The following is a 20,311-nucleotide window of genomic DNA, read 5'->3' as shown; positions in this document are numbered from 1 at the left end:
GATGATGCGATATGGCAAATACCTTTAAACTGAAGATAATGACACCAGACAAAATTAAGTTTGAAGAAGATGTTATAAGTGTTTTAACAAAGACTGAAAATGGCAAAGTTGAAATACTTGCAAACCATGCAGCTATAGTAATCAATACAATACCATGTATTACAGAGATAACTAGATCTAATGGTGAAAAAATAGAACTATTTACTTCAACTGGTGTAATTGGATTTAAAAAGAATGTTTTAGATTTTTGTTGCGAAGCTTCTGAAACTAGAGAAGAAATAGATTCAGGAAGAGCACAAGAGGCAAAACAAAGAGCTGAAAAGCATATGAAAGAAGAAAACTTTGATAAAGAAAGAGCTGAATTAGCATTAGCTAGAGCTTTAACAAGATTAGAGTTAAAGAAAAGATAAAAAAAGACTTAGGTAATATTACCTAAGTCTTTTTTCATTTATAGCTATTTTATGACAATGTATCACAAAAAATAATAAAAATTATATATTATAGTATAAGATAAATTATATGAATAATAAAATATAAAAATGATAATAATTATGATGTAAGGAGTTGGAGATAATGGGGATAAAAAACTTTTTCATCTATATTATTATTTTTTCTATTAATTTATCAGGAGTTTCAATTAATAATTTAGAAAATATATCTTTTTATCAATTAGAAAATTTTTTGATTAATAAAACTGAATTTAATGAAAATGGAGTTAAGTTACAATATAATATTGAATCAAATAAAGCTTATGAATTAAATAGAATATTAGGATTGATGAGTGATAAATATAAAATTGAAAATATAAATAATAAATATCATTTTTATTTAAAAAGTAATAATATTATTGAAATAAAAATTTGGGAAGAAGATAATATTACATTTGTTGAAAGCTTCATAATAAATAAAAATAAATGTATGTCAACTGAAGATTTAAAAAGAGAATTAGATAATATTTTATCAAGTAAAGTTAGAAATAAAAGATACTTTAAATATTATAAGGGAGAAATATCCAATACAGATAATTTTGATATAGATAATATAGAATTAAAAAAAGAATTATTAAAAATTGAAAATGGATATGTAGGAAAAGAAACATTAAAGAATGGAGAAAAGCTAAGTTATGGAATTATGAAATATAACACAGGAGTATATCTTGTTATAGGTACACCAGTTATATTTACAACATACTAGAAATTTATTATGGAGGAAAATATGGAAAAGATTATAGTGAGAGGTGTAAAAGAACTATCAGGGGAAGTTAATATAAATTCAGCTAAAAATTCAGTACTACCAATAATAGTTTCAACAATATTATCTCCAAACAATATAATAATAAAAAAGACGCCAATGTTAGAAGATGTTCAAGTTATATTAAATTTACTTAAAGAGTTAGGTGCATGCATTAGTTATTCAAAAATAGATAATTCTTTAAAAATAAATACAAGCAGTATAAAGGTTTTTGATTCAACAAATGAATTAGTAAGAAAAATGAGAGCATCGTTTTTGATAATGGGACCTATGCTTTCAAGGTTTGGATATTGTAAGATTGCCATGCCTGGAGGATGTAATATAGGAAGTAGACCTATAGATTTGCATTTAAAGGGATTCGCTGCTTTAGGTGCAGAAATAATAAAAGGACATGGTTATATAGAAGCAAAAGCAAAGAGATTAATAGGAAATAGAATATATTTAGACTTTCCATCAGTTGGAGCTACAGAAAATATAATAATGGCTGCTGTTTTAGCAAGTGGAACTACAATTATAGAAAATGCTGCTGAAGAACCAGAAATATGGGATTTAGCTAACTTTTTAAACTCAATGGGAGCCAAAATAAAAGGTGCTGGACTTGGAAAGATTACAATAGAAGGTGTAGATTCACTAAAAGGATTAGAATATAAACCTATTTATGATAGGATAGAGGCTGGAACATTTATGGTTGCAGCAGCAATGACTAATAGCGTTATAAAAATAAATGATATAAATGAAGAACATTTAAGACCTTTAATAGAAAAGTTAAAAGAATGTGGAATTATATTTAATGAAGAAGAGGATGGAATAATAGTAGATGGTAGGTTTGATAAAAAGCCTGTTGATATAAAGACGTTACCATATCCAGGATTTCCAACAGATATGCAACCTCAGATGATGGCTTTATTATCAATTTTAAATGGGTCTAGTTTAGTTACAGAAACAGTATTTGAAAATAGATTTATGCATGTTCCTGAATTAGTAAGAATGGGAGCTAATATCAAAATTGATGGTAGAGTTGCAGTTGTTGAAGGTGTAAGAGGATTAACTGGATGTGAAGTTAAAGCCACAGATTTAAGAGCTGGTGCTGCTATGATATTAGCAGGTTTAGTTGCTGATGGAGTAACAGAAATATCTGATATATATCATATTGATAGAGGGTATTTAGATATAGAAGAAAAATTTAGAAATCTTGGTGCAGAAGTTTATAGAATAAAAAAATAGAAGGTATAATACCTTCTATTTTTTTATGTGCTTTACATAAATATAGCTTTAAATGTACTATTTTTATTTAAAAATCATATAAATAAATGTATACATAAAGAGGAGGGAATGGGAATGAGGGAGAAAGATATAATAGAAAATATTAAAGATATATGTATAACAACATTATTTATTATGGTATTTATTCTTATTATTCCATATATACTTATGGGAAGTGGTATAGAAAATTTTACTTCAAATGAAAATTTAAATAATAGTTCTATTATTAATATAAATATAAAGGGTGAGGAGAATGTTAAAGTATTTAGGCATAGTACTAATAAAATTGAAACTATTCCTGTAGAAGAATATTTGTTAGGTGTTGTTTCAAGCGAGATGCCAGCGAGTTTTGAGTTGGAAGCATTAAAGGCTCAGGCTATAGCTGCTAGGACATTTTATTATAGTAAAAGGCTTAATAATTGTAAGGAAGCAAAAGGTGGGGAAATATGTGATGCTGTCCATTGTCAGGCATATATGAGTAAAGAAGAAAGGTTAGAAAAGTGGAGTGATAAGGAACGTAAGAATAATTATGAAAAAATAAAAAAAGCAATAAATGAAACAAAGGATATGGTATTAATATATAAAGGAAAACTTGTTTTATATCCACAATTTTTTTCAACAAGTTCTGGAAAAACAGAAAATGCTGAAGATGTATTTTCATCTGAGGTACCTTATTTGAAATCTGTTTTTAGTAAGGGGGAAGAAGTTTCTAATTCTTATGAATCAGAAAAAATAATAAATAACAATGATTTTATAAATATAATAAATACAAGTTATGCTAAAGCCGGTCTTACAGAAAAAAATATAAGAAGTAAAGTAAAAATAAAATCAAGAACTGAGGGGGGATCTGTAAAAGAAATTAAGATAGGAAATATAACTATTAAAGGAACAGATTTTAGAAAGATGTTTGATTTAAAATCTGCAAACTTTACTTTGGAGTTTTCAAAAGATAATGTTAATATATCTTGTAAAGGTAGCGGGCATGGAGTTGGAATGAGTCAATGGGGAGCGAATATAATGGCCAAAAATAATAAAAAATATGATGATATATTAAAGCATTATTATACTGATATTGAAATTGGTAAGGTAAAATTCAAATAAATTTATAGATATTTAAAGAGTGATATTTGATTAAAAATCAAATATCACTCTTTTTATTATAATTTTTATTAAAAATGTATTATTTTTCATATTATGGACACAATACGAAAAGGAGGTGTTTATTATGAACAAAAAATCAAATGGATTAAATGAAAAATTTAAAGGTGTAAAAAACTTCTTTAAGAAAGAAGGTTTTTATGTAGCGTTATTTGTTGGATTATGTGTAATCACTATAGGTGGAGCTATAGCAATAAAAAGTGCAACAAATAATAAAGAAGATCAATCACAAACTCAATCACAACAAGAGATAACACTTAATGTTGAGGAAAATAAAGAAGGAAAAGTTGATAGTGTTATGGAGAATTCCGAAAGAGTTGATAGTACACAAAACAACAAGAAAGAAGAAAATAAACAAACAAGTCAGGCTGTAGGAAATACTAATAAAATGAATTTTACTAAACCTGTAGATGGAATATTACTACAAAGTCATAACGAACCATACCTATTTAAGGATGGAAAGGTTGTAAAAGATGGAGAAAAAGGAGATTCAAGTTATAGCTATGGTGGAATATCTGTTAAAGCAAAACTTGGAACCCCTGTAAAAGTAGCTGAAGCTGGAGTTGTTGATGAAATTGTTGAAAATGATGTTACTTATGGCGTTACTGTTGTAGTTAAACATGCAAATGGAATGAAAACATCTTATGCAAATTTAGATAAAGCATTAAAAGTTAAAAAAGGTGATAAAGTTACTAAAGGTCAAGAAATTGGAAAAATTGGTAATACATCAAGCACTTTAAAGATGTGTGTTAAAGAAGACTTTTTACATTTAAAAGTTTTATTAAATAAGAACAACAAATACACAGAAGTAGATCCATTAAAATACTTTAATTATAAAAAATAATTAGGTGAAAAATATTAATCAGCCATTTTAATATGGCTGGTTAATATAAATTTAAGGAGGTAGTACTCTTGAAAGATTATATTCAAGAAAGAGTTTTAGAAGTAGCACAATATATAATAGATTCGAAATCAACAATAAGAAAGACTGCTAAAGTTTTTGGAGTAAGTAAGAGCACTATTCATAAAGATATGACCGAAAGATTACCTAAAATAAACCCTATAATTGCTGAAAAGACTCATAATATTTTAGAACTTAATAAAGCAGAGCGTCATATAAGAGGTGGAAAAGCTACTAAAATGAAATATAAATCAGCTGAATAGACTATTATTAAGAAGCTTAAAGTTAAATAAGTAAGTTGAATTAAATCCACATTCAATATATAATTTACTTTATATTAAAAGTGTAAAATTTTCTAATATATAAATAAATTAGGAGTGGATTTTAAAATGTGGTTTTGGAAAACAGGAAGTGAATTAGGGATAGATTTGGGAACAGCAACTGTATTAGTTTATGTAAAAGGAAAAGGTATAGTATTAAAGGAGCCTTCAGTTGTTGCAATTAATAGAAATAATGGAAAGGTTTTAGCAGTTGGAGAAGAAGCAAGAAAAATGATTGGAAGAACACCAGGAAATATTGTTGCGGTTAGACCTTTAAAAGATGGAGTTATATCAGATTATGATATGACTGAAAAAATGTTAAAAGAATTAATAAGAAAAGCTTGTGGAAGCAAAAAGATAATGGCGCCAAAGGTTATGATATGTATACCATCACAAGCATCAGAAGTTGAAAAGAGAGCTGTTATGGACGCAGCAAGAAATACTGGTGCAAAAAATGTTCATCTTATAGAAGAACCCCTTGCAGCTGCAATAGGCGCAGGCCTTGATATAACTAAGCCAGATGGATATATGATAGTTGATATAGGTGGAGGAACTTGTGATGTTGCAGTAATATCATTAGGCGGAGTAGTAGTTAGAAAATCAATAAAAGTCGCAGGAGACAAGTTTGATGAAGCTATTATAAAGTATGTAAGGAATAAATATAAAATAATGATTGGTGAAAAAACAGCAGAACAAATTAAAATTGAAATAGGATCAGCTTTTGATAATTCTGCAGAAGAGAAAATCTCAGTTAAAGGTAGAAATTTAAGAACAGGGTTGCCAGATGAGATTATGTTAAATTCAACAGAAATAAGAGAATCTCTAATAGATACAGTTAATTTGATAGTAGATTCCGTTAAGTTAGTACTTGAGAAGACACCACCTGAAATATCAGCAGATATAATTGAAAAAGGAATCTTAATGACTGGTGGAGGTTCATTACTTAAAGGATTAGATAAACTCATAGAGGTAGAAACAGGCGTTTCAGTTAAAGTTGCAGAGAATTCAATTGAAGCTGTTGCAGAAGGTACAGGTTCTGTTTTAGGATATATTGATAAATTAGATAAAATTGTAAATCGCGAAGAAGTAGTTTTAATAGAGTAACATTATAAATACCCCTTTTATAGGGGTATTTATAATGTTTTTTTTTCTTGATAATTGTATTCATAATAAGCATGTAAAATACCTTTTGAAATAACTTTTGCAATATCAAATACAAATGATAGTCTTATTGAGCGTTTATAAAATAAATCTGCATGTTCATTTGAATCTATAATACCAACTATGGATTTTTGACCTACATCAGGTAATGATTTTCCTACACCTTTTCCAGGCCTAATAGGAAAATCTCGAATGTGAACTTCACCTATAGAAGATTCTTCACCTAAACAAGCATCTATACCTATAATGTATGAGTTAGGATGGTCAGATAATATAGACTTTAATTTTTTATCTATATTTAATGCATGAATTGGAGAGTCAATTGAACCATAAACAGGAATTGGTAGCATACTTTCTTTTAATAATGTTCCGACTAAAGGCCCAAGGCAATCACCTATACATTTGTCAGTACCTATACAAACAATAACTAAATTTTCAGAGAAGCATTCTAGTATAGATTGAGCAATTGTATAGTAAGCAAAAGGGTCATTGTAATGAACCTTTTTTTCCATATATACACCTCCTTGAAATATATATATGAAATTAAAATATAGAATAGAAGATATGAATAAGAAAAAGTAAAATGGACAATATCTAATATAGGAGGTGTACATAAATATGAAAAAATTAGTAATAACAATTTTACTAGCAATGGCAACATCCTTGACTATTTATTTTATTAGCTTTTGGACTCCTAGCAATAATATTATTGATATAGAAAAATCAAGAGTTAATAATGTAGGGGAAGGTAGTAATGAGAAAAATATAGAAGACAATAAAAAGAATGATGTTGTTAGTAAGGATAATATTAAAGATAAAGGGGATAAATCAAAATTAAGTGATGAATCTATTAAAAATAAAAAAGAAAATTTACTAAATGAGAAAGATAATAAATTAAACTATAATGAAGAAATAAAAAAAGATATTAATCATAACAATGAAGGTAAATCAAGCGAAGCGAGCGTAAAAATATTTAATGTAAATAAAAATGAGATATTTGAAAGTCTAAGTTTAAAAGATAAAACTAAGTTATTGTCTGTTGCAAAAAAGATATCAACAGTTGATGGAGAAAAAATAAAAAATAGTATTAAAAATGAAGATGAATTTAGAGGAGTTAGTGAAGCTTTTAAAATAATTAAGCTTAGGCTTACAAAAAAGGATTACAATGAAGTAAAAGAGATACTTTCACCATATATAAATATAGAATTATTAGAACAATTGGTATAATGTAAGTTTTATAGTAAAATGGTGAAAAAGATAGAATTTTAAAGTTAAATAAAAATAATTCTGTTAAATGGCATAGTTTTTAATTTGAAATAAATATGAGTTAACTATATACTAACTATTGTCGGTTGAGCGAGTAAGCCAAACGACTTAAAACTTTAAAAGATGGTGGAGTTCCCGAGTGGCCAAAGGGGGCAGACTGTAAATCTGTTGTCAGTTGACTTCGAAGGTTCGAATCCTTCCTCCACCACCATTTATTTGTGGGCGCATAGCTCAGCTGGGAGAGCACCTGCCTTACAAGCAGGGGGTCACAGGTTCGAACCCTGTTGTGCCCACCACAAACTTTAAAAGTTAAAAATAAATGCGCTGATGTGGCTCAATTGGCAGAGCAGCTGACTTGTAATCAGCAGGTTATCGGTTCAAGTCCGATCATCAGCTCCAAATTAGGTGGAGTTCCCGAGTGGCCAAAGGGGGCAGACTGTAAATCTGTTGTCAGTTGACTTCGAAGGTTCGAATCCTTCCTCCACCACCAAGCACTAAGAGTATTCTTAGTGCTTTTTTATTTTTCTTAGTACCTTGTTTGACAAAGTATATACCTTGTAATACAATGTATATATAATTATAAATAGATTTTATAAGGGAAGTGAATAAGATGAGTATAAAGGGTGTATATTTAAAAGAAATAAATAAGTTAAGTCGATTAATGAGAGAGAAAGATAAAAGAATATATGAAGAAATTATAATATATATGAGATTATCAGGTTTAAAGGATATAGATATAGAAGAAACTTTAATAGAAATAGGGGATATGATTATACAGGCAGAGAATGATAATAAAGATATAAATTATTTGATAGGAGATAATTATATACAATTTTGTGATAATATAATTAATGAAATAAAATCTAAGTATAGTAGATTTGATAAAATAATAAATAATTTTAAAGTTCAAGTATTTTTAATATCCATGGCTGTTTTATTTACTATAAATTATTTAATTACTCAAGGAATAACTTTATTCAAAGATAAAAGGTTTACTTTAAATTATAATCTTACAATTAATCAATTAATTTCAAATTTAATAATAAGTATAATTTGCTATTTAGTATTTTCAGAGATAAAAAAAGATTCTATAAAGAATTATAAAATCAAATCTGATGTAAATTTTAAAAAAATAGATAACAAATTAATAAAATTCATTATTTTATTTTCTATGATTTCATTTGCTATAATAATAACTGTTAAGACAATAGTTCCGCAAATAAATTTAATTGATACAAAAATATATTTTTTAGTATTACCATTTGGGATTTTATATGAATTAAATGAATATATTAATGAGAAAGAATATAAAAAAAGAAGAGGGATAAAGAAAGAGTTGATATAAATGAATAAAAAAACACAAATGCTTAAGGGAACATTAGAAGGGTGCATATTAGCTATAATATATAAGAAAGAAACTTATGGATATGAAATAATATCAACTTTAAAAGAATATGGGTTCGATAATGCTTCAGAGGGAACTATGTACCCTTTACTTTTAAGATTGGAAAAGTCCGGATTTTTAACTGCAACTATTAAGGATTCTGGTGTTGGTGCAAAAAGAAAATACTATAGTCTAACTGAAGAGGGAATAAATAAATTAAATAATTTTATAAAAAATTGGAATGAATTAAAAATGAATATAGATAATATAATCAGCTCAGTATAAATCGATTAAATTTAAATATAATTTAATGGATTTATATATTTAATTAAAATAATACAATATAAAAATATTGACTATTAAAAATCTATGTGTTAAAATTGCGATTAGTAAAATAATTAAATAAAGAAGCTCTTATCAAGAGAGGTGGAGGGAGACGGCCCTATGAAGCCCAGCAACCTACAAATATTTAAATATTATGTGTGGTGCTAATTCCAGTAGTTTATACTACAAGATAAGAAAGATTAGAATACAATCTCTTCTTATCGAAGAGTTTTTTTTATTGTAAAAATATTAGAAAATTCGGAGGAAAAAGGAATGAGAAGATTATTTACATCAGAATCAGTTACAGAAGGACATCCAGATAAAATCTGTGACCAAATTTCAGATTCAGTATTAGATGCTATATTAGCAAAGGATCCACATGCTAGAGTTGCTTGTGAAACATGTACAACTACTGGTATGGTAATGGTTATGGGAGAAATATCAACTAACTGTTATGTTGATATTCCTAAAGTTGTTAGAGAAACAATTAGAGAAATTGGATATGATAGAGCTAAATATGGATTTGACTGTGATACATGCTCAGTAATGACAACTATAGATGAACAATCAGGAGATATCGCTATGGGTGTTGATGAAGCACTTGAGTCAAGACAAGGAGAAAAAGATGAAGTTGAAGCAGTAGGTGCTGGAGACCAAGGTATGATGTTTGGATATGCTACAAATGAAACAGAAGAATTTATGCCTACTCCAATTGCTATGGCTCATAGACTTTCAAGAAGACTTACAGAAGTAAGGAAAAATGGAACATTATCATACTTAAGACCAGACGGAAAAACTCAAGTTACAGTTGAGTATGAAAATGATAAGCCAAAGAGAATAGATACTATAGTAATTTCAACTCAACATGATGAGTGTGCTACTTTAGAACAAATTCAATCAGATTTAAAAGAACATGTTATAAATGCTGTAATTCCAGCAGAATTATTAGATGAAAATACAAGATATTTCATAAACCCAACTGGAAGATTTGTTGTTGGTGGACCACAAGGAGATAGTGGATTAACAGGAAGAAAGATAATAGTTGATACATACGGTGGAATGGGAAGACACGGTGGTGGAGCATTCTCAGGAAAAGATGCAACTAAAGTTGATAGATCAGCAGCATATGCAGCAAGATGGGTTGCTAAAAACTTAGTAGCAGCTGGAGTAGCTGATAAATTAGAAATACAATTAGCTTATGCTATTGGAGTTGCAAAACCAGTATCAATTCAAGTAGATACATTTGGAACTGGAAAAATAGATGAAGCTACTATAGTTAATATAGTAGAAAAAGTATTTGATTTAAGACCAGGAGCTATAATAAGAGATTTAGATTTAAGAAGACCAATATATAAGCAAACAGCAGCTTATGGACACTTTGGAAGAACTGATGTTAAACTTCCATGGGAAGAGTTAAATAAGGTAGAAGAAATAAAGAAATTATTATAATTTAAAAAAGATGCCAGATTTCTGGCATCTTTTTAATCTTCTGAATTAAAATTTTTTAATTTTGGAAACTCACATTTATAGCATTCTATATTTCTTAAAAAGTCTAAACATTCTTTAAGGTTATTCTTTAATGTTAATCCATTTTCTTCTAATACTTCTATTAAATTTTGATTTTCAAATTCATAATATCTATAATATTCTCTAGCTGAATCCTCATAAGCTTTTAGTAAATTTTTATCTTTAAGGTTATTTTTAATTTCCTTACATAAAAAGAAATTGCAAACTGGAGTTCTAAATTGAGGTGGGATAGAGCATCCTTTACCATCTTCAACAAAAGGACATGCTTTAAAATGTATTGATAAATCTGTTCCTTTAAATAAATCACTTCTAGTATGGTTTTTAAATTTTTCATAGTTAATTTTATCAAAATATCCAATTGCTTGGATGTAATAATTAAAAATCTTTATGTTTTTGTTATTTAATATTCTTTTTATGACTAATTGTCCTTCTTTAGATTTAGTCATTCTTTGTAAATCAAATAAATTGAACTTAGGGATAATAAAAGCAACATCCTCTATGTTTAAATTTGCATAAACTTTCTGCAATATCACTATGACAATCATAGCATTTATCACAAAAATATCTGGGAATTTTTTCATTAGATTTTACACATAAAACCATAATAATATAACACCTTCTTTAATTATTTTATAGAATAATTTATTTTAAAAAGTATAAGTTAAGTATAAGATAAATATTTGTATTTTCCATAAAATAACTATGTATACAAAGTAAAAAAAGTCTTTGAATTATTTTGAATGAAAATGATTGACTTTGATTGAAAATGATTGTATTATATAGACAAAGAGGTGATGTAAATGTTATCTGAAGAAAGATTTGAAAGAATCTTAAAGCTTTTAGAAGAAAAAAATACAATTACAGTCACAGAATTAGTTAAAGAATTAGATACTTCTGAATCTACAATAAGAAGAGATTTGAATCATTTAGATAAAATGAGAAAACTTAAAAAAGTTCATGGTGGAGCAAAGTCAATAACTAGAACTTATGAAACTAGAGATGATGAAGTGATTGTAAGACAAGGTCTAAACGTAGATGATAAAATTAAAATAGCTAGATATGCAGCAAGTCTTATAAATGAAAGTGATTTTGTTTATATTGATGCTGGAACTACAACTGAACTTATGACAGATTATATAACTGAAAATAAAGCTATATATATAACAAATGGAATAGCACATGCTAAGAAATTAATTCAAAAAAAGTGTAAGGTATATATAATTGGTGGAGAATTAAAATTATCTACAGAAGCTATAATTGGAGTTGAGGCTATAGATAGTTTAAAGAAATATAATTTTACTAAAGGTTTTTTTGGAACAAATGGAATTGATAAAGACTCAGGATTTACAACTCCTGATATTCAAGAAGCATTAGTAAAAAGAGAAGCTGTAAATAGAAGTAATAAAGCCTTTATACTTGCAGATGATTCAAAGTTTGAACACATATCAGCAGTTACATTCGCAGAAATAGATAGAGCAACAATAATTACAACAAATCTTAAACATCAAGAGTTTAAGAAATATGCAGAAATATTGGAGGATAATTAAAAATGATATATACTATGACATTCAATCCATCATTAGATTATATAATGAAGGTTAAAGATTTTAATTTAGGAGTTGTTAATAGAACTTATGAAGAATCAATATTTCCTGGTGGAAAAGGAATAAATGTTTCAATAGTTCTTGGAAATTTAGGAATAGAAAATAAGGCGTTCGGATTTATAGCTGGATTTACTGGAGAAGAAATAGAAAAGAAAGTTAAAAATTCAGGATGTATAGCAGAATTTATAAAATTAAAAGAAGGTAATTCAAGAATAAATGTTAAGCTTAAGAGCAAAGAAGAAAGTGAAATAAATGCTCAAGGACCTAAAATTGATAAATATGCAATAGAAAGTTTATATAAAAAGTTAGATGAAATAAAAAATGGAGATATTTTAGTTTTGGCAGGTAGTATACCAAATACTTTACCATCAGATATGTATGAAAATATAATGAAGCACTTAAATGATAAGGATATAAAGGTTATAGTAGATGCAACAAAAGATTTATTATTAAATGTACTTAAATATAAACCATTCTTAATAAAACCAAATAAACATGAACTTGAAGAAATGTTTAACGTTTCAATAAATTCAGAAGAAGAAATAATTAAGTATGCGAAAAAACTTCAAGATATGGGAGCGATTAATGTACTAATATCAATGGCTGGAGATGGTGCAATACTTATAAATGAAAATGGAGAAGTTTTAAAACATAAAGCTCCTAAGGGAGAAGTTAAAAATTCAGTTGGAGCAGGAGATTCAATGGTTGCTGGATTTACAGCTGGATATATTATGAAACAAAATTATAAAGATGCATTGAAATATGGAATTGCAACAGGAAGTGCAAGTGCATTCTCAGAAGATTTAGCAACTAAAGAGAAAGTAAAAGAAATACTTGAAATGATAAGTTAAACAAGGAGGAAACGTTATGCGTATAATAGACCTTTTAAAAATTGAAGGAATTGAGTTAGATTCAAAAGTAACTTCAAAAAAAGAAGCATTAGATAAGTTAGTTGACCTTATGGATAAGGAAGGAAACTTATTAGATAAAGAAGTTTACAAGGAAGCAGTGCTTAAGAGAGAAGAATTAAGTACAACTGGTATTGGTGAAGGAATAGCAATACCTCATGGTAAATCAAAAGGAGTAAAAAATGCAGGACTTAGTTCAATAGTTGTAAAGAATGGTGTTGATTTTGATTCATTAGATGGGCAACCAGCTAAATTATTCTTTATGATAGCAGCACCAGAAGAGGCTAATAACTTACACCTTGATGTGCTTGCAAGATTATCAACTATATTAATGGATGAAGATTTTAGAAATGAACTTATAAATGCAAAAAGTAAAGAAGAATATTTAAAGCTTATAGATAACAAAGAAAAAGAAAAGTTTGAAACAGAGCAAAAGGAAGAAAATAGAGAAGAAGGATACAGAGTATTAGCAGTTACTGCATGTCCAACTGGTATAGCACATACTTATATGGCTGCAGAAAGCTTAGAAGAAAAAGCTAAGCAAATGGGAGTTTCAATAAAGGTTGAAACAAATGGTTCAGGAGGAGCTAAAAATGTTTTAACAAAAGAAGAAATTGAAAATGCAGAATGTATTATAGTAGCAGCAGATAAAAATGTTGATATGGCAAGATTTGATGGAAAAAGATTAATAAAAACTAAAGTTGCAAATGGAATTCATAAAGCTACAGAGCTTATTGAAGAAGCAACAAGTGGTAAGGCTCCAATATATCATGCTGATAAAAAATCAGAAGGTGGAGATGAGAGTATAGAAAAAGAAGGTGTTGGACACAGAGTATATAAGCACCTAATGAATGGTGTATCACATATGTTACCATTTGTTATAGGTGGTGGTATACTTATAGCATTAGCATTCTTATTTGATGATTATAGTATAAATCCAGCAAACTTTGGTATGAATACACCATTTGCAGCATTCTTAAAAACTGTTGGTGGTATTGCATTTGGATTTATGTTACCAGTATTAGCTGGATACATTGCAATGAGTATAGGAGATAGACCAGCATTAGCAGTAGGTTTTGTTGGTGGTATGCTTGCAAATGAAGGTGGATCAGGTTTCTTAGGTGCTTTACTTGCTGGATTTATTGCAGGATATTTAGTGTTATTCTTAAAGAAAGTATTCAGTAAATTACCAGAAGACTTAGAAGGTTTAAAACCAGTTTTACTATATCCATTCTTCGGAATACTTTTAATTGGTGCTATTATAATGTTCTTAATAAACCCACCAGTATCAGCTATAAATACAGGATTAACTAATACTTTAAATTCTATGGGAGAAAGCAGTAAAGTAGTACTTGGAATAATCCTTGGAGGAATGATGGCAATTGATATGGGAGGTCCTATAAATAAAGCTGCTTATGTATTTGGTACAGCAGGACTTGCTAGTGGACAATTTGATATAATGGCAGCAGTAATGGTTGGAGGTATGGTTCCACCACTTGCAATAGCGTTATGTACTACATTCTTCAAAAATAGATTTACAAAAAGAGAAAGACAATCAGGTATTACTAACTATGTAATGGGATTATCATTTATAACAGAAGGTGCAATACCATTTGCAGCTTCAGATCCATTAAGAGTTATACCAGCTTGTGTTGTTGGGTCAGCAGTTGCAGGAGGACTTTCAATGATGTTTGGTTGTTCACTTAGAGCACCACATGGTGGAATATTCGTAGTGCCTGTTATAGGAAATCCATTAGGATACTTAATAGCACTAGTTGTAGGTTCAATAGTAGGAATGATTTTATTAGCTATATTAAAAAGACCTATTAAAGAAAATGCTTAAAAGTTAAATAAAAAAAGATACTAAATTAATTTAGTATCTTTTTTTTATAATTTAATTTTAATAATTAAATTGTTATTTTATATAATTAAGCCTCATGTACAACTTTTCCATTTACTATAACTTTTTTAATATTTATTTTATCATCAAAAAGAATTAAGTCAGCATCATATCCTTCTTTAATAATTCCTTTTCTATCTTCAACATGGCAATGTTTAGCACCATTATAAGTTGCCATTTTAACAATTTCATATAATGGATAATTTGAATTTTCATAAACATTTCTTACAGCCTTATCAAGAGTTAATATAGATCCTGCAAGTGACCCTGATAATATTCTAGCAGCACCATCTGAAACTTTAACTTCTTGACCACCTAATGAATAAGTTCCATCTGGCATACCACAAGCCATCATAGCATCAGTTATTAAAAGAACTTTATCAGTTCCTTTTTGCTTATATGCAACTCTAAGAGCAGGGTATGATATATGAATACCATCAGATATAGTTTCAGTTGTAATATCAGTATCAAATATTGCCCCAACAACTCCAGGAGCTCTATGAGTAAATGGAGTCATAGCATTGAAAAGGTGAGTAGAATGGGAACATCCACATTTAATACCTTCAACAGCCTCTTCATAAGTAGCTTTTGTATGACCTATTGAGCAGACAACACCTTTATCACTTAAATATTTAATAAGTTCTTTTGCACCAGAAACTTCAGGCGCAATTGTTATAGAAACTACTGCATCTTCACAATCTCCAACCATTTTGTTATATGTTTCAATAGAAGGGATTTGCAAGAAGTTTGGGTTTTGAGCTCCAATGGCATTTGGGCTTATAAATGGACCTTCAAGATGTGCACCTAATACATTTGCACCATCTGTACCCTTAAGCTTAGCTTCTTTAATAGCTGACATTGATTTTCTTATATCTTCTATAGCAACAGTCATAGTTGTTGGGGTAAAAGATGTTGTACCAAATTTACAAATAGTTTTTGAAATTTTATTTATAGCTTCATATGTTCCATCCATAGTATCATATCCTCCAGCACCATGAATGTGAACGTCTATAAATCCAGGAGAAAGATACATTCCATTAGCATCAATAATTTCCGTATCTTGTACATTTTGAGGATTTATTTCTTTAATTTTACCATTCTCTATTAAAACTGATCCCATCTCTATTTTATCTAAGAAAATTATATTACAATTTCTTATTAACATATTAATACCTCCACATTTCTCAATTTTTATTCCATAGAATATATGTTAAATTTTCTATGATATAATTATATATTATACAGGAAAAAATAAAAATAACTTATATTGAAGATTTGGAGAAAAGGTATGGAAAAGATTGTTGGATTTGTTGAAGCAATTGTTTTTAGAGGAGAAGATACTGGTTATACAGTTGCAAAAGTAAATATGAATAAAGATACTATAACAGCTGTTGGTACGGTACCATTTATGAAAGAAGGTCAGAATGTAAAATTAAAGGGTGACTGGATAGTTCATAAACAATTTGGGAAACAATTTAAAATAGAGGAATTTGAAGAGATACTTCCAACATCAGTAGAAGCTATAGAAAAATATTTAAGTGCAGGAATAATATATGGAATAGGACCTGTAACTGCTAAAAAGATAGTTAATCATTTTGGTGAAGAAACCTTTGATGTTTTAGAAAATAATATAGAAAGACTTATGGAGATAGAAGGTATAGGACAAAAGAAATTTAGAATTATATACGAATCATATATAGAACAAAAAGATTTAAAAGATATAATAATGTTTTTTCAAGCGCATGGAGTAACAAATAATCAATGTATAAAAATATACAAGAAGTTTGGTATAGATGCTAAAAAAATAGTTTCAGATAATCCGTACATATTATGTAAAGAAATATCAGGAATAGGTTTTAAAACAGCAGATAAAATCGCTATGAACTTAGGTGTAGAAGCTGAATCTCCATTTAGAGTTAAAAGTGGAATAGAATATGTAATAAATAAATTTTGTGCTGCTGGTAACACTTATATGCCAAAAGATAAGTTGATAAAAGATGCTTGTGATACATTAGTAGTTAAAGAAGATATAGTAGAAGAAAATATATATAATTCTGTTCTTGAAAATAGAATTATAGCAGAAAAGATAAATGAAGAAGAGGCAGTATTTACATTGCCTTATTATTATTGTGAACTTGGAATAACTAATAAAATAGTTACGCTTGGTATAGAAAATTTTAGAACTATAAATACTGATGTTGAGCATGAAATAGAACTTTTTGAGAAAAAATATAATATTGAACTTGCTAAATCTCAAAAGGAAGCTATAATTGCAGCATTTTCAGAAGGAATAGAAATTATAACTGGTGGTCCAGGTACAGGTAAAACGACAATTATAAAATGTATATTGGATATATATGAAAAAAATGGAATGAAAGTTCTTCTTGGAGCACCAACAGGAAGAGCGGCTAAGAGAATGAGTGAATCTACTGGAAGAGAAGCTAAAACGATACATAGACTGCTTGATATGGGAGTTCAGGATGAAAGAGAAGAAGAAAAGTCTGTATTTGTAAAAGGAGAGTCAGATCCTCTTCAAGCTGATGTAATAATTATAGATGAAGCATCTATGATTGATGTAATGTTAATGTATAATTTATTAAAAGCGATAAAACTTGGAACTAGAATAATAATTGTTGGAGATGTTGATCAACTACCATCAGTAGGACCTGGAAATGTATTAAGAGATTTAATAAATAGTGAGCTTATAAAAGTTGTTAGATTAAAAGAAATATTTAGACAAGGTTCTGAAAGTCTAATTACAGTAAATGCACATAGAATTAATAATGGGGAGATGCCTTATCTTAATAAAAAGGGAAATGATTTTTACTTTATAAGGGAAGAAAGTGCAGAAGCTATATTAAATACAATAATTGATTTAATAAATAGAAGATTACCTAAGTTTAACGATAAATGGGATAAATTAAAGGATATACAAGTACTTACACCTATGAGAAAGGGAACTCTTGGAGTAAATAATTTAAATGAAAAGATACAATCAATATTAAATCCTGAGGCAGATTATAAGAAAGAAAAGAAAGTTAAGGAAATGATATTCAGAGAAGGGGATAAAGTTATGCAAATTAAGAATAATTATTCCTTAAAATGGACTAGAATATCAGGAGAAGGAGAACCAGAAGGTGTTGGAGTATTTAATGGTGATATGGGCTTTATTCAGTCAATAGATGAAGAAGAAAAAGTAATAACTGTAGTATTTGATGATGAGAGAAGAGTTAAATACGATTATGTGTATTTAGATGAATTAGAACTAGCTTATGCTATAACAATTCATAAAAGTCAGGGAAGTGAGTTTAAAGTAGTAATATTACCTTCATTTATGGGTTCACCTGTTCTTATGAATAGAAATCTTTTATATACTGGAATAACAAGGGCAAAAGAACTTGTAGTTGTGGTTGGTATGCCAAAAGGACTTAAATTTATGGTAAGCAATACAAAAAGTATGGAGAGATATTCAGCTCTTAATCATAGAATAAAAGACATAATAGCTAATGATATTATAGAAAATGATAATTAGAAGGTGGTTAATGTGGCTAAGGTAGCTAAGGGAGAGATTAGTTTCAATAAAAAAAATATAATAAGTTTTTTAAATAATGATAATGAATTATTAACCTTAATAAATAAGCCACTACATGGAAATAAAGTTTTATATGATGTAATAAGAGAAGCTATATTAAAAAAAAATAAAGTATTATATTTATTTGGAGGAGATAGAGTAGATAAGGACTTATTATCATATATAAATAAAAAAGAACATTATTATACATTTACAAGAGATGATTTAGAAAATAAAAATTTAGTATTTATGAATTTGAAATTTTTATATAATCTAAACAAAAAATATGATCTTATAATAATAGATGATATAAGTAATTATTTAAATATAACAAAAAATAATTTTGATACTTTATATGAAAGGTTAAAAAAACATTCAAAAAAAATAATATTATATTCTAGTATAAATTATAATAATTCCGATTTTATGTATATAAATGATGAAGAAATATTAAGAGAACCTAGAGTTATATCAACAAGAATAGATTTAAGATATGATATACCATATATTTTATATGAATATATACTTTGGTTTAAAAATAATAATAAAAATGTTGCCATATATGTTCCATACAAGGAAGAATTAGATATGGTTTATGAATATTATACAAAAAAGGTAACCTTAAAAGGAGCCAGAATATTAAAAGGTTCCGATAAAAAATTAAAAAGTAATGTATTAAATTTAAGAGATAAGTCAACATTTCTAATAACAAACAATATTGAAGAAATATTAGATTCATCAAATATAAATGCAATAATAGTTATTTGTGCTGATGATAAAAATATAGATTACAAAAAAATATTATTTATGTGTGGCAAGGTTTCTTTAAAGAAAGATAAATTCTCAGAAGTTATATTAGTTTGTAGAGAAGAAAGTGAAGAAATTGAAATGTCTAGAAAAATAACTAGGGAGTTTAACAAAAAATTATGGGAAGAAGAATATTTAAGTTATTAGATTATTTAAAAGAAAGTATACTAGATATAATATTTGAAAGTCCTTATAAATGTATTGTATGTAATGAAATAGAAGCAGATGGAATATGTAATGAATGTGTAAAGACAATACATTGTTGCACAGAAGATGAGTATTATGGATACTATAAAGGAGCTCTTAAAGATTTAATACACTTGTTTAAGTTCAAGAAAGATTTTTTAGCGGGAGATATATTAGTTGATATGTTAGAGTCTAAAATAAAAAACATAGATAAAGATTATATATTAACTTATATACCTATTGGAAAAGAATCTATGAAAAAAAGAGGATTTAATCAATGTGAATATATAGCTAAGAAATTATCTAAAAGATTAGATTTAGAACACAAAGAAACAATAATAAAGTGTAAAGATACAAAAATTCAAAAAGAATTGAGTAAAAATGAGAGAAAAGAAAATATAAAAAATTCCTTTAAAGTAAAAGATAAAAAGTATGTAGAAGGAAAGAAATTTGTTTTAATAGATGATGTAATTACAACTGGAGCAACTATACAAGAGGGAATGAAGGTTTTAAAAGAAAGTGGAGCTAGTGAAATAAAAATATTGACTATTGCTAAAAGTCGTATATAATAATAATGTAAAGTTAGGTCTGTGGTTGAAAGTCGATGCCAGTCGCAGGCAAAACGATCCACATAAGCTAGACAAAGTTCTAGTGAGCATGGTGCGGTATAGAAGTAAGTCCTACCAAGTTTTAACTTGAGAGGGTTAGTAGTGAGAGGTTAATTCCGGGTAGCGAAATCTCCAGTAGGCGAGTGTGGGGGCAAAAACCAGGTCAGCTAAC

At 28.0% G+C, this 20,311-nt stretch carries 20 protein-coding genes, 4 tRNA genes and 1 riboswitch; of the genes, 21 read left to right on the top strand and 3 right to left on the bottom strand.

Translation table 11 applies throughout. From position 1 onward, the window contains the following. Positions 1-11 precede the first annotated feature (11 nt). The 7 genes from AC4FQ1_RS07645 (at position 12) to mreB (ending at position 5,997) form a co-directional block, all read left to right on the top strand. Positions 12-410, top strand: coding sequence for an ATP synthase delta/epsilon chain alpha-helix domain-containing protein (locus tag AC4FQ1_RS07645; protein ID WP_491169389.1), 399 nt, complete (start codon positions 12-14; stop codon positions 408-410). A 163-nt stretch (positions 411-573) separates the two neighbouring features. Further along, positions 574-1,194 carry a hypothetical protein gene (locus tag AC4FQ1_RS07640; protein WP_491169388.1) on the top strand — a complete coding sequence of 207 codons (621 nt, stop codon included), beginning with the start codon at positions 574-576 and terminating at the stop codon, positions 1,192-1,194. Positions 1,195-1,215: 21 nt separating this feature from the next. Next, on the top strand, positions 1,216-2,475 hold the full coding sequence (murA, locus tag AC4FQ1_RS07635) for a UDP-N-acetylglucosamine 1-carboxyvinyltransferase (protein ID WP_491148060.1): 1,260 nt from the start codon (positions 1,216-1,218) through the stop codon (positions 2,473-2,475). Between the two features lie 114 nt (positions 2,476-2,589). Beyond that, positions 2,590-3,615 (top strand): stage II sporulation protein D, encoded by a 1,026-nt coding sequence (gene spoIID, locus AC4FQ1_RS07630; protein WP_491169387.1) that lies wholly within the window; start codon positions 2,590-2,592, stop codon positions 3,613-3,615. Between the two features lie 124 nt (positions 3,616-3,739). Next, positions 3,740-4,516, top strand: a complete 777-nt coding sequence (locus AC4FQ1_RS07625) for a peptidoglycan DD-metalloendopeptidase family protein (protein WP_491169386.1) — start codon at positions 3,740-3,742, stop codon at positions 4,514-4,516. A 68-nt stretch (positions 4,517-4,584) separates the two neighbouring features. Then, positions 4,585-4,836 carry a sporulation transcriptional regulator SpoIIID gene (spoIIID, locus tag AC4FQ1_RS07620; RefSeq protein ID WP_303129917.1) on the top strand — a complete coding sequence of 84 codons (252 nt, stop codon included), beginning with the start codon at positions 4,585-4,587 and terminating at the stop codon, positions 4,834-4,836. A 126-nt stretch (positions 4,837-4,962) separates the two neighbouring features. Continuing rightward, positions 4,963-5,997, top strand: coding sequence for a rod shape-determining protein MreB (gene mreB, locus AC4FQ1_RS07615; protein WP_491169385.1), 1,035 nt, complete (start codon positions 4,963-4,965; stop codon positions 5,995-5,997). Positions 5,998-6,026: 29 nt separating this feature from the next. Here mreB and yyaC read toward each other — a convergent pair whose 3' ends face one another. Further along, entirely contained in the window at positions 6,027-6,566 is a 540-nt protein-coding gene (gene yyaC / locus AC4FQ1_RS07610) for a spore protease YyaC (RefSeq protein WP_303129913.1), read from the bottom strand. Positions 6,567-6,672: 106 nt separating this feature from the next. Between yyaC and AC4FQ1_RS07605 the strand changes: the two genes are divergently transcribed. The 8 genes from AC4FQ1_RS07605 to metK all read left to right on the top strand — a co-directional run bounded on the left by AC4FQ1_RS07605 (position 6,673) and on the right by metK (position 10,477). Further along, the gene (locus AC4FQ1_RS07605) at positions 6,673-7,281 is read left to right on the top strand and encodes a hypothetical protein (protein WP_491169384.1); all 609 of its coding nucleotides are present in this window, start codon (positions 6,673-6,675) and stop codon (positions 7,279-7,281) included. Between the two features lie 164 nt (positions 7,282-7,445). Further along, positions 7,446-7,531: transfer RNA gene (locus tag AC4FQ1_RS07600), tRNA-Tyr, on the top strand. Between the two features lie 9 nt (positions 7,532-7,540). Continuing rightward, a tRNA-Val gene (locus AC4FQ1_RS07595) sits at positions 7,541-7,616 on the top strand. Positions 7,617-7,643: 27 nt separating this feature from the next. Beyond that, a tRNA-Thr gene (locus AC4FQ1_RS07590) sits at positions 7,644-7,719 on the top strand. A gap of 5 nt (positions 7,720-7,724) precedes the next feature. Continuing rightward, a tRNA-Tyr gene (locus AC4FQ1_RS07585) sits at positions 7,725-7,810 on the top strand. Positions 7,811-7,930: 120 nt separating this feature from the next. Further along, positions 7,931-8,665 carry a hypothetical protein gene (locus tag AC4FQ1_RS07580; RefSeq protein WP_491169383.1) on the top strand — a complete coding sequence of 245 codons (735 nt, stop codon included), beginning with the start codon at positions 7,931-7,933 and terminating at the stop codon, positions 8,663-8,665. Beyond that, positions 8,666-8,989, top strand: a complete 324-nt coding sequence (locus AC4FQ1_RS07575; RefSeq protein WP_491169382.1) for a PadR family transcriptional regulator — start codon at positions 8,666-8,668, stop codon at positions 8,987-8,989. Positions 8,990-9,115: 126 nt separating this feature from the next. Beyond that, a riboswitch (SAM riboswitch) is annotated at positions 9,116-9,225 on the top strand. A gap of 76 nt (positions 9,226-9,301) precedes the next feature. Then, on the top strand, positions 9,302-10,477 hold the full coding sequence (metK, locus tag AC4FQ1_RS07570; RefSeq protein ID WP_303129732.1) for a methionine adenosyltransferase: 1,176 nt from the start codon (positions 9,302-9,304) through the stop codon (positions 10,475-10,477). 32 nt (positions 10,478-10,509) lie between these two features. Here the strand turns inward: metK and AC4FQ1_RS07565 are convergent, their stop codons facing one another. Next, the gene (locus AC4FQ1_RS07565) at positions 10,510-11,136 is read right to left on the bottom strand and encodes a hypothetical protein (protein ID WP_491169381.1); all 627 of its coding nucleotides are present in this window, start codon (positions 11,134-11,136) and stop codon (positions 10,510-10,512) included. Between the two features lie 219 nt (positions 11,137-11,355). Between AC4FQ1_RS07565 and AC4FQ1_RS07560 the strand changes: the two genes are divergently transcribed. From AC4FQ1_RS07560 to AC4FQ1_RS07550, 3 genes are read left to right on the top strand one after another with little or no spacing between them, the layout of a single operon-like run. Further along, the gene (locus tag AC4FQ1_RS07560; RefSeq protein WP_491169380.1) at positions 11,356-12,102 is read left to right on the top strand and encodes a DeoR/GlpR family DNA-binding transcription regulator; all 747 of its coding nucleotides are present in this window, start codon (positions 11,356-11,358) and stop codon (positions 12,100-12,102) included. 2 nt (positions 12,103-12,104) lie between these two features. Next, positions 12,105-13,010, top strand: coding sequence for a 1-phosphofructokinase (gene pfkB / locus AC4FQ1_RS07555; protein ID WP_491148043.1), 906 nt, complete (start codon positions 12,105-12,107; stop codon positions 13,008-13,010). 16 nt (positions 13,011-13,026) lie between these two features. Continuing rightward, the gene (locus AC4FQ1_RS07550; protein ID WP_491169379.1) at positions 13,027-14,910 is read left to right on the top strand and encodes a PTS fructose transporter subunit IIABC; all 1,884 of its coding nucleotides are present in this window, start codon (positions 13,027-13,029) and stop codon (positions 14,908-14,910) included. Positions 14,911-14,995: 85 nt separating this feature from the next. Here the strand turns inward: AC4FQ1_RS07550 and nagA are convergent, their stop codons facing one another. Continuing rightward, entirely contained in the window at positions 14,996-16,132 is a 1,137-nt protein-coding gene (nagA, locus tag AC4FQ1_RS07545) for an N-acetylglucosamine-6-phosphate deacetylase (RefSeq protein WP_491169378.1), read from the bottom strand. Between the two features lie 123 nt (positions 16,133-16,255). On the opposite strand from nagA, the gene recD2 reads away from it, so the two are divergent. Genes recD2 through AC4FQ1_RS07530 form a run of 3 tightly spaced genes read left to right on the top strand, consistent with a single transcriptional unit; the run spans position 16,256 to position 20,100 of the window. Continuing rightward, positions 16,256-18,499: an SF1B family DNA helicase RecD2 gene (gene recD2, locus AC4FQ1_RS07540; RefSeq protein ID WP_303129719.1), complete on the top strand. Its 2,244-nt coding sequence runs from the start codon at positions 16,256-16,258 to the stop codon at positions 18,497-18,499. Positions 18,500-18,511: 12 nt separating this feature from the next. Then, the gene (locus tag AC4FQ1_RS07535) at positions 18,512-19,492 is read left to right on the top strand and encodes a hypothetical protein (RefSeq protein WP_491148038.1); all 981 of its coding nucleotides are present in this window, start codon (positions 18,512-18,514) and stop codon (positions 19,490-19,492) included. After that, positions 19,465-20,100, top strand: coding sequence for a ComF family protein (locus AC4FQ1_RS07530; protein WP_491169377.1), 636 nt, complete (start codon positions 19,465-19,467; stop codon positions 20,098-20,100). Before AC4FQ1_RS07535 ends, AC4FQ1_RS07530 begins: the two co-directional genes overlap by 28 nt. Positions 20,101-20,311: the final 211 nt, after the last annotated feature.

Source organism: Clostridium sp. TJA020, from assembly GCF_058310295.1.
Note: the sequence above shows the minus strand (reverse complement) of the source record. Positions and strands in the feature narration are given on the sequence as shown.